Origin of the sequence: Nocardiopsis sp. NPDC058631, from assembly GCF_042716955.1 — a bacterium.
Taxonomy (GTDB): domain Bacteria; phylum Actinomycetota; class Actinomycetes; order Streptosporangiales; family Streptosporangiaceae; genus Nocardiopsis.
In genome coordinates, this window is record NZ_JBHXQY010000150.1 from 1 (window position 1) to 10,392 (window position 10,392).

Genomic DNA, 10,392 nt, shown 5'->3' on the forward strand with positions numbered 1-10,392 from the left:
CCCCCCAAGGGGTGCGGCCCGTCCGCTGCACGTCTGCTCCGGCTCCTACTGCCACTGCGACGGATAGAAGTCCTGCGGCCGGAAGACGAAGCCGTCCGGTATCTCGGGGATCTCCGGCGGATCCTCCGTACCGGAAGGCGGACCCGGGGTGTCCCCCGTGGGCTCCTCCGTACCGGGAGGCGGATCCGAGGCCGCCGGGGCCGTCGCGATCGTGACGGTCACCGAGGTGTCCGGCGCGACCATCTGCGTTGCCTCGGGCGACTGGGAGATGACCGTGCCCTCCGGCTCGTCCCCTGTCTCCTGCTCCTGGAACGAGCCGGTCAGCCCCACCTGGCCCAGAGCGGACTCCGCCCCCTCCCGGGTCATCCCGCGCAGGTCGGGCACCGCCACCTGGTCGGGGCCGGAGGAGATGTACAGCGTGATCGCCGTGTCGGGGGCGGCGTCGTCCCCCGCCGGCGGGTCGGTACCGATGGCGTTGCCCTCGGCGACGGAGTCGTCCGCACGCTGTTCCGGGGAGACGTCCTCGAAGCCCGCCTCGCCCAGCGTGCTGATGGCGTCGGCCTCGCTCTGCCCCTCCACCGAGGGGATCGAGACGGCGTCCGGCCCGGAGGAGATGATCAGGACGATCTCCTCCGTCACCGCCACCTCGCTGTCGGCCGCGGGGTCGGTCTCGATGACCGTGCCCTCCTCGACCTCCTCGTCGGCCTGCGCCTCGGTGCCGATGTTCTCGAAGCCCGCCTCCGTGAGGGCCGACCGGGCCTCCTCCTCCGTGGAACCGGCGACCGACGGCACCGCCACCGTCTCCGGATCCGAGGACTGCCTGCTCATCAGGAAGAACATCAGGATCAGGGAGGCGACCACGCCGACGCCGAGGAGCACCCACAGAGCGGCCTTGCCCGCGCCGCCCTTCTTCTGGTCGTCGTACCGGTCGTCGTCGTAACGGTCGTACTCGTCGTCGTAGTCGCCGTACCGGTCGTTCTCGGGCAGTGCCGTCGTGGCCCCGCCGGCCATCGCCATGGTGCCCGCCTGGGTGGGCATGCCCGCCAGACCGCGCTGGATGTCCGCACGCATCTCGGCGGCGTTCTGGTAGCGCTCCTCGCGGTCCTTGGTCATCGCCCGGAGGGTGATGTCCTCTAGCCAGTCGGGGATCTGCGGATCCACCTCGGTCGGCGGCACCGGGTCCTCGCGCACGTGCTGGTAGGCGATCGACACGGGGGAGTCACCGGTGAACGGCGGACGGCTCGTGAGGAGTTCGTAGAGCACGCAGCCCGTCGAGTAGATGTCGCTGCGGGGGTCCACCCGCTCACCGCGCGCCTGCTCGGGCGACAGGTACTGGGCGGTACCGATGACCTGGGAGGCCTGGGTCATGGTCGCCTGGTCGTCGTTCATCGACCGGGCGATGCCGAAGTCCATCACCTTGACCTCGGCGTTGCGGGTCAGCATCACGTTCGCGGGTTTGATGTCCCGGTGGACGATCCCGTTGTCGTGGCTGTACTCCAGCGCCTTGAGGATGCCGTCGACCAGCTCCGCCGACCGCTCCGGCAGGAGCTGGCGGTCGTCGTCCAGGAGTTCCTTGAGGGTGCGCCCGTCCACGTACTCCATGACGATGTAGGGGATGGACACCCCCTCGACCATGTCCTCGCCGGTGTCGTACACGGCGATGATCGCCGGATGGTTCAGGGAGGCGGCCGACTGTGCCTCACGTCGGAACCTCGCCTGGAACACGTGGTCGCGTGCCAGGTCGTGTCGAAGGGTCTTGATGGCGACGAGCCGGTCGAGCCGCAGGTCGCGCGCGCGGTAGACCTCGGCCATGCCGCCGCGCCCGACGACGACGTCGAGCTCGTAGCGTCCGCCAAGGAGCCGGGGCTGGGACATGTCGTGCACTGATCCTTGTGTCTTCCGGAAGCCGCCCGTGGGCCGCCGCCTACCCTGAGAGTTTCTCGCTCACTGCCTCGGTACCGAGATGCTGTCGGGAGGGCCCTCTCCGCTGTCCCCCGGGTCACCCGGGTCCGTGGGCGGTGTTTCCTCCTCGCCGGGCACCTCCTCCTCTTCCTCCGACCCGTCGTCCTCACCGTCCTCGGGAGGATCGCTCTCCTCCTCGTCCTCCCCGGGAGGGGGTGACTCGGTCTCCGCGGACGCCTCGGTCTCCGGAGACCAGTTCGGCTGGTCGTTGGGCACCACGGGCACGTCCACCGGAGCGGACTCCTCCGGTTCCTCCGAGGGTGTGGAGGACGGTGAAGGACTCGTGGCCGGGGGATCCACGGAGTCGCCCATGGGATCCGCCTCGCGGTTGCCCCCGTAGAGGAACCCGGCCAGTACCGCAGCGACGATCAGGAGGGTCGCCGCGACCGCTGCGAGGACCACGGGGCCGCTGACCCTGGGTTCTGAGGCCCTGGCCAGCCTAGCGGAGTCCTCTTCCTCCACAGGGGCCACGGCGGCCTGACCGGCGGTTCGACGTGACACCGGCCCCGTCCCGGGGCCGGTGACCGCACCCACGACCATGGTCTGCGCCATGCCGCTGAACCCCGTGGAGGGGGTCGGCGGCCCGGTGCCGGCGTTGGAGCGGATGACCGCGGCCAGGTGTGCGACCTCGCTGGCGGAGCCGGGCCGGTCCTCGGGCTCCTTGAGGAGGAGGGAGGTCACCAGGTCGTCGATGTCGGCGGGGATGTCGTCGGGGAGTTCCGGCGGTTCGTCGCGGGTGTGCGCGAGAGCGAGCGCGATCGGGCTGTCGCCGGTGAACGGCGGGGTCCCGGCCAGGCACTCGTAGGCCACCACGCCGAGCGCGTACAGGTCCGAGGCCGAGGTCGCCGGGCGGCCCGAGGCCTGCTCCGGCGAGATGTACTGGGCCGTTCCCATGACCATGCCGGTCTGGGTGAGGGTCACCGACATGTCGCCGCGGGCGATACCGAAGTCGGTGAGCTTGAGCTGCCCGGTCGGGGTGACCAGCAGGTTGCCCGGCTTGATGTCGCGGTGCACCACCCCGCGGGCGTGCGCCGCGGCCAGGGCCTTGGCCGCCTGGCAGACGAAGTCCAGGGTCTGGTCCGGGCTGAGGTGGCCCTGTTCGCGCAGGACCTGGGAGAGGGGGTCGCCGACCACGAGTTCCATGATCAGGAAGGCGCGGCCGTCCTCCTCGCCGTAGTCGAAGACCTGGGCGATCCCGGGGTGGGAGAGGCCGGCGGTGATCCGGCCCTCGGTGCGGAACCGCTCCCTCGCGGTGGGCTCCGCCATCTGCGAGGGGTGGAGGAGTTTCACCGCGACGGGCCGGTTGAGCAGGGTGTCGGTGGCCTTCCAGACCGTACCCATGCCGCCGGATCCCACCTGCTCCTCCAGGCGGTAACGGTCGCTCAGAACGGTCCCGGTGAGATCACCGGGACCGTTCCGCGAAGACGGCTCGTAGGCACTCACTACTGAACCACTGCCTCCATCATCTGACGGGCGATCGGAGCGGCGAGCTCGTTTCCGCTCCCACCGCCGAACTCGACGACGACCGCGACGGCGACCTGCGGGTCGTCGGCGGGGGCGAAACCGATGAACCAGTTGTGGGTGCTCTCCGTGCCGGTCTCGGCGGTACCGGTCTTGCCGGCCACCTGGACGTTGGAGATCGCCGCGTTGGTGCCCGAACCGCCCTCGCCGGTGACCAGGACCATCATTTCGGTGAGGTCCTCGGCGGTACTGGCGCTGACGGCCTGGGAGTAGCTCTCGGGACTGGTCTGCGTGATCACGGACAGGTCCGAGTCGCGGACCGAGTCCACCACGTAGGGTCGCATGACCTCACCGTCGTTGGCCACACCGGCGGCGACCATCGCCATCTGGAGGGGCGTCGACTCGACGTTGGACTGGCCGATGCCGGCGCGCCCGAGGATGTTGCGGTCCTCCTCCACCGGCGCGAAGCTCGGGGTCACGCCGAGGGGGATCTCCAGCTCCTCCTCCTCCGCCGGGTTGAACCCGAACGCGGTGGCCTGCTCGGACAGGGCGTCGCCGCCCATCTCGATCGCCCAGTTGGCCATCGAGGTGTTGCACGAGATCTGGATGGAGTGCGCCAGGGTGTCGGGCTGGCCGCCGTTGCAGGTTCCGCCCGGAGTGGCGTTGGGCAGGTCGTGCCCCAGCGACAGCCGGTCCGGCGCGTCCATGGTGCTGTCCGGGCCCGCGTCCAGGTGCTCGATGGCCGCCGCGGCCGTCACCACCTTGAACGTCGACCCCGGGGGGTAGCGCTCGTTGAGGGCCCGGTTGAGCAGCGGCTTGCGCGGGTCGTTCTCCAGCTCCACGTAGTTGTTGGTGGCGTCCTCCAACTCGCTGATGCTGACGACCTCGTTGGCGTCGTAGGAGGGATAGGACACCGCGCCCAGGACCGCCCCGGTGTCGGGGTCGAGCGCGACGGCCGCGCCGTTCTTGTCGCCCAGACCGGCGAAGGCCTCGTACCCGGCCTCCTGCACCGCGGGGTCGAGGGTCAGCTGGACCTGAGCGCCCTCCGGCTCGCGGCCGGTGATGATGTCGCGGAAGTTGCGCACGGCCAGGCGGTCGTCGGAGCCGTCGAGCAGGGTGTTCTCGGAGTCCTCGACACCGGAGGCGCCGTAGGTGCGGAAGGACCCGACGATCGGCGTGTACAGGCCGCCGCCGGTGTACTCGCGCTGGTACCGCGCGGGCTCCCCCTCGGGCGAGATGTTCTCCGAGAACGCGACGTTCTCCCCCGCGACCTGGATGGGGCCGCGCGGTTCGCTGAGGCGCTCGCTGTAGGTGCGCCGGTTGAGCGGGTCGGCCCGGATGGCGTCCGCCTGGAACCCCTGGACCCAGGTGATGTTGAGCATCAGGATCCCGACCAGGATCAGGGCGAAGACGCTCAGCCTGCGGATGGGTGTGTTCATCGTCGGATCACCTGGGTCGCGCCCTCGTCCTGGATCGACTGCGGTGCCGGGCGGCGCGCGTTGTCGCTGATACGGAGCAGGATGCCCATCATGATCCAGCTCGCCATCAGCGCCGAACCGCCTGCGGCCATGAACGGTGTGGTGGAGCCGGTGAGCGGGATGACCCGGGAGATGCCGCCCAGCACGATGAAGACCTGGTAAGCCAGGACGAACGCGATACCGCTCGTCAGGAGCTTGTTGAACGGTCCGGTCGCGGCGAGGGCGATGCGCATGCCGCGCTCCACCAGGAGGCCGAGGACCATGAGCACCGCCAGCAGGCCGGTCAGACCGAGCTCCTCGCCGATGGACGCGAGGATGAAGTCGCTGTCCGCGGCGAAGGTGTCGTGGGCCTGGCCGCCGCCGATGCCGGTGCCGAAGAGTCCGCCGTAGGCCATCCCGACCAGGCCCTGCACCAGCTGCTGGCTGCCGCCGACCTCCTCGTACACGGCCTGGTCGAACGCGTTGATCCAGATGTTGAAGCGGGCCCGGACGTGCCAGAAGAGCATGTAGGCGATCGTCGCGCCGGCCGCGAACATGACCAGGCCGATGGTCACCCACGAGGAACGCTGGGTGGCCACGTACAGCATGGCCAGGAACGTGCCGAAGAGCAGGAGGGAGGTGCCCAGGTCGCGCAGGACCACCAGCATGCCGATGGCCAGGAGCCAGCCGACCAGGATGGGGGCCAGGTCGCGGGCGCGGGGCAGCTCGATGAGGGTGAAGCGGCCGAGTTTGATCGGCTTGCTGACGATCTGGAGCACCTGCCGCTTGCTCATCAGATAGGACGCCAGGAAGATCACCAGGGCGATCTTGGCGAACTCCGAGGGCTGCATGGTGAACGGGCCGATCTTGATCCACAGCTGGGCGCCGTAGACGGCGTGGCCCAGGCCCGGGATGATCGGGAGCATCAGCAGGACGATCGCGACCAGGGCGCTGATGTAGGTGTAGCGCTGGAGGACCCGGGGGTCCTTCAGGAAGACGATGATCAGGAAGCAGCAGATCAGGCCGACACCGGTCCAGACCAGCTGCATGCCGACCCCGACGCCCTCGATGTTCTCCTCCCTGGCGGCGTTCAGCCGCCAGATCATCGCCACGCCGATCCCGTTCAGGAACAGGGCGCACGGCATGATCAGGGGGTCCGCGTAGGGGGCGAGGAAGCGCATCGCCACGTGCGCGACGGCGGAGAGGGCGCCGAAGGTCAGGCCGACGGTCCACATCGCACCGGGGACCTGGCCGTTGAGGTTGATGCCGGCGATCGCGATGCCCGCCATCGTGATGAAGATCGCGATGACGGTGAGGACCAGTTCGGCGTTGCGCCGTTTGACCGGGGGCAGCGCGGTCGGCGCCTCCGGTGCTGACGTGCTGCTCAAGCCGACCTCACCCGGACCCTTCCTCGGTGCCGGACCGGCCGGGGTTCTGTTCGAGCCGCTCGACGCTCTGCCGCGCGGCCTCCAGGCTCTCCGCGGGCATGGTGTCCTCCACGCTGTTGCGGCTGGAGTCGGTCAGGGAGTCGAGGGCGATCTCGGTGTCCTCCAGCTCGTCCGACAGGCTGAACCCGGCGATGTCGGTGTTGATGCCCTGGTAGATCGCGACGTTGCCGCTGGAGGACGGGCCCACGTAGTACTGGCTGTCCACGTACTGGCGGCCGAAGTAGTAGGTGGCTCCGGCGACGACGGCGACCACCACGACGAACACCAGGATCATCGGCCACCACCGCTTGGCGCGGTACTCGCCCTGGGGTTCCGAACGGCCCCGCCGGTCGGCCGGCGGGGCCTCGTAGTCGTCGTACGGCTCCTGGAAGGCGGACTCGCCCGGGGCGTCGTCCCGGACGGGGTCCATCTCCGCGGTGTCGCCGCTCGTGCCGCGCAGTTCCTGGGCCCGTCTGGCGGGGGAGTCGTTGTCCTGTTCCACGTCGTCGGAGTGCTGGTCTGCGGCGCCGACGACCTGGGCGGAGGGCGTGGGCCCCTCGCGGTCGGTGTCGGTCTCGATGACGTCGGCGACGACCACGGTGATGTTGTCCGGCCCGCCCCCGCGGATGGCCAGCTCGATGAGCTTCTTGGACGCACCGCGCGGGTCGGACTCGGTCGCCAGGGTCTCGTGGATGGTCTTCTTGCTGACCACCCCGGAGAGCCCGTCGGAGCAGAGCATGTAGCGGTCGCCGACCTTGGCGTCGTTGATCGAGATGTCGGGGTCGACAGGGCTCTTGCCGTCCAGGGCGCGCAGGATGAGGGATCGCTGCGGGTGCGTAGCGACCTCCTCCTCGGTGATCTTCCCCTCGTCCACCAGGGTCTGCACCAGGGTGTGGTCGTGGGTGATCTGCTCGAAGCGGGGACCGCGCAGCAGGTAGGCGCGCGAGTCGCCGATGTGGATGAGCGCCACCCGGGACCCGGACCACAGCATGGCCGTCAGGGTGGTGCCCATGTTCTCCAGCTGCGGCTCCTCCATGATCCGGCGGGAGAGGGAGACGTTCGCCTGCTCGACGGCGTGCTGGAGGGCCTCGGGCATCTCGTCTGACTTGTGGGTCTCGGAGTCGAGGCGGCGGATCGAGGAGATCGCGATGGAGCTGGCCACCTCGCCGCCCGCGTACCCACCCATGCCGTCGGCCACAGCGAGGAGGTGCTGACCGGCGTAACCGGAGTCTTCGTTGCCTTCGCGGAGGCATCCAACATCGGAGTACGCCGCGTATCGGAGAGCGATTGTCATTTGCGCAGTTCCAGGACGGTTTTGCCGATACGGATGGGCTGACCCACCGTGATGGGCTGGGGGCGGTTCAGCTTCTGCTGGCCGAGGTAGGTGCCGTTGGTCGAGTTGAGGTCTTCGACGAACCAGCGGCCGTTCTCGGAGTAGACGCGCGCGTGGCGGCCCGAGGCGTAGTCGTCGGTGATGACGAGCGTCGAGTCGGGGGCGCGTCCGATGGTGATGGGCTGGGAACCCAGGTTGACGGTGGTGCCGGAGAGGGAGCCCTGCGTCACGGCCAGCACCGTCGGCTCGTTGCGGCGCTGGCGCTGCGGCCGGGCCGAGGAGTGGGAGGGGGTGGGCGTCTCCCGGCGCTGTGCGGGGCGGGGCCCGGGCCGGGGCTTCTTCCGCGGTTTCTTCTTGGACGGGCCGAAGAGGTCCGTGCGAATGACGCCGACCGCCGTGAGGACGAACAGCCAAAGCACCGCGAGATACGCGATCTTGATCAATATGAGGGTCAAGTTGGACATCGAACTGCTCTTCAGCCCCTGTCGTGCTTCGGCCGGGGTAGCGGTCATCGGCGCCGCCACCGTGTCTTCCCCACCTTCGGGTCGGTGAGTGTCGAGGTCGCTGGTCGCGGCCTGCGGCCGCGCTCTGTGTGCCCGATCGGTCAGGTCTTCGCGGAGACTACCCTCCCGGCCGGATATCCGACACAGGTCGGTATCGTCCTGCCCCCGGGCCACGACCTGTCAGACGCCGACGGAACGGGGTTGGTTGTGGTTCGTGCCGGGCCTGACCGGTCGATTGTGGCGGGGCTCTCAGTCGCGTCGGAACGTCATGGTGGTGCGGCCGAGGCTGATCCTGCTGCCATCCACCAGACGGGCCTGCCTGACCTGCTGTCCGTTGACGAAGGTTCCGTTCGTGGATCCCTTGTCCACCAGGACGGCCTCGTCGCCGTCCAGCCGGATCTCGACGTGGTGACGGGAGACACCGTTGTCGACCAGTCGCAGGTCGCAGTCGGTGCCGCGTCCCAGAAGGGTCACCGGGGTCGTCAGTTCGAAGGACTGCTGCGAGCCGTGGCTGGCGATGCTGCCCTCCGCCGTGGCGCCGCCCGGGGAGATCAGCAGGCGCGGACGTCCGCTCTGCTGCTGGCCTCCGGACGCGCCGGGGTCGCCGACGGGCTGCCGGACCTCCCCCTCCGGGCCCACCATGGTGCCGCGCACGACGCCGGAGCGGATGCGGAAACGGCCGGTCTTGAGGCCGTCGTCGGACCTGAAGTGGACGCGGACCGGACCGACGAAGGAGTAGCCCTGCTCCGTCGCGTAGTCACGGGCGAGCTTGGACAGTTCCTGGCCGAGGCTGTCGGCGTAGACTTCGAGCCGCTCCTTGTCGCTGGTCGCGAGTTCGACGATGAAGTCGTTCGGGACCAGGGTGCGGCCCTGGGCGACGATGGCTGCCCGCTCGTCCATCTCACGCTGGACGGCGCTTGCCACCTCGACCGGCTGGAGCTCGGACTTGAAGGCCATCGCGAAGGTGCCTTCGATCATCCCCTCGAGCCTGCGCTCGAAGCGTTGGAGCACTCCCACGAGGTACCTCCCTTTTGTACTCCACTTCTTATGTGTAGACGATCGTAACCGGGTCGGAGTGCCCCTGGTTTCAGGCGCACCCCTGGGAGGGGGTCCGGGGAACCCTCCGGAGAGGGGCCGAAACCGGTGTGCGACCCGCGTTCAGACCGTGCTAGCCTTATCCATGTCGCCAGGGGAAACGGACGAAAAGCCCGGATCACCTGGCCACACAACTGAATGCGAGTCATCCGGGCGGGTGGCGGAACGGTAGACGCGCACGGTTCAGGTCCGTGTGTCCGAAAGGATGTGAGGGTTCAAATCCCTCCTCGCCCACTTTAGCCGAAGCGGCCCCGGTCACGAGTACAGCTCGTGACCGGGGCCGCTTCGCTGTTGCCCCGGAGGCGTTCCGGGCGGCCGATACGGGGCCGGCCGGACGGAGATCGTGAACCGATCGTCACCGGGCGCCCGTGCTTCTCCGCGCCCGGGGCGGAGCCGGGTGGGGCGCAGCCCCCGGACGACCGCCTTCGGGGCCGGTCGCCCCACGGGCGGGACGGGTCTGATGGGACACTCCGTGCGTGGGAATCACCGAACGACTTCACGAGATCGGGCGACCGCTGGTCGCCGAGCAACTGGCGCACCCGACCGTCGCGGGCATCTCCCGGGGGGACCTGGACGACCGCGCGTTCCGCTACTGGCTGGAGCAGGACCACCTCTACCTGCTCGACTACGCGCGCGCCTTCTCCCGGCTGGCCTGGCAGGCCCCCGACGGCCACCTCGCCGACCTGGTCGGCATCGCGCACAGCACCCTCAACGGGGAACTGGAACTGCACCGCTCCCTCTCCGGGGAGTTCGGGGCGGACCTGACCACGAAGGACAAGGGGCCGGCCTGCGCCGCGTACACGTCGTGGCTGCTCGACGCCGCCGCCGACTACCGGGACGGGCTCGCCGCCGTCTACCCCTGCATGTGGGGCTACAACCAGCTGGGGCTGGAGCTCGCCGGGAGCCGCCCGGAGGAGCCGCGGTACCGGCGGTGGGTCGACACCTACGCCGACCCGGACTTCACGCTGCTGACGCGGCGGTACGGGCGGATGCTGGAGGAGGCCGACCCCGACCCGGACCGCGCTGAGCGCCTCTTCCTGGAGGGCATGCGCCACGAGGTCGCCTTCTGGGACACCCCCTTCACCTCCTGACCCCGCGTGTGCTCCGAGGCGGGAGGGACGGCGAGGGGGAGCCGGGCCGCACGGCCCGGCTCC

8 protein-coding genes and 1 tRNA gene are annotated in these 10,392 nt (G+C 69.6%); 2 read left to right on the forward strand and 7 right to left on the reverse strand.

The features are described from left to right. Positions 1-45 precede the first annotated feature (45 nt). The 7 genes from pknB to ACFWTE_RS28665 all read right to left on the reverse strand — a co-directional run bounded on the left by pknB (position 46) and on the right by ACFWTE_RS28665 (position 9,154). Positions 46-1,875 (reverse strand): Stk1 family PASTA domain-containing Ser/Thr kinase, encoded by a 1,830-nt coding sequence (gene pknB / locus ACFWTE_RS28635; RefSeq protein ID WP_378783035.1) that lies wholly within the window; start codon positions 1,873-1,875, stop codon positions 46-48. A gap of 69 nt (positions 1,876-1,944) precedes the next feature. Further along, a complete protein-coding gene (locus ACFWTE_RS28640) occupies positions 1,945-3,405 on the reverse strand; it encodes a serine/threonine-protein kinase (RefSeq protein WP_378783036.1) in 1,461 nt (486 codons plus the stop codon). Further along, the gene (locus ACFWTE_RS28645) at positions 3,405-4,862 is read right to left on the reverse strand and encodes a peptidoglycan D,D-transpeptidase FtsI family protein (protein WP_378783037.1); all 1,458 of its coding nucleotides are present in this window, start codon (positions 4,860-4,862) and stop codon (positions 3,405-3,407) included. Before ACFWTE_RS28645 ends, ACFWTE_RS28640 begins: the two co-directional genes overlap by 1 nt. Continuing rightward, positions 4,859-6,268 carry an FtsW/RodA/SpoVE family cell cycle protein gene (locus ACFWTE_RS28650; protein WP_378783038.1) on the reverse strand — a complete coding sequence of 470 codons (1,410 nt, stop codon included), beginning with the start codon at positions 6,266-6,268 and terminating at the stop codon, positions 4,859-4,861. Before ACFWTE_RS28650 ends, ACFWTE_RS28645 begins: the two co-directional genes overlap by 4 nt. Positions 6,269-6,275: 7 nt before the next feature. Continuing rightward, positions 6,276-7,601 (reverse strand): Stp1/IreP family PP2C-type Ser/Thr phosphatase, encoded by a 1,326-nt coding sequence (locus tag ACFWTE_RS28655; RefSeq protein WP_378783039.1) that lies wholly within the window; start codon positions 7,599-7,601, stop codon positions 6,276-6,278. Then, positions 7,598-8,152, reverse strand: coding sequence for an FHA domain-containing protein (locus ACFWTE_RS28660; RefSeq protein ID WP_378783040.1), 555 nt, complete (start codon positions 8,150-8,152; stop codon positions 7,598-7,600). The genes ACFWTE_RS28655 and ACFWTE_RS28660 overlap by 4 nt, the downstream gene beginning before the upstream one ends. A 240-nt stretch (positions 8,153-8,392) precedes the next feature. Then, positions 8,393-9,154 carry an FhaA domain-containing protein gene (locus ACFWTE_RS28665; RefSeq protein WP_378783042.1) on the reverse strand — a complete coding sequence of 254 codons (762 nt, stop codon included), beginning with the start codon at positions 9,152-9,154 and terminating at the stop codon, positions 8,393-8,395. A 235-nt stretch (positions 9,155-9,389) separates the two neighbouring features. Here ACFWTE_RS28665 and ACFWTE_RS28670 point away from each other — a divergent pair. Together ACFWTE_RS28670 and ACFWTE_RS28675 are read left to right on the forward strand one after the other, a co-directional pair. Beyond that, a tRNA-Leu gene (locus tag ACFWTE_RS28670) sits at positions 9,390-9,472 on the forward strand. 242 nt (positions 9,473-9,714) lie between these two features. Continuing rightward, the gene (locus ACFWTE_RS28675; RefSeq protein ID WP_378783041.1) at positions 9,715-10,329 is read left to right on the forward strand and encodes a TenA family protein; all 615 of its coding nucleotides are present in this window, start codon (positions 9,715-9,717) and stop codon (positions 10,327-10,329) included. Positions 10,330-10,392: the final 63 nt, after the last annotated feature.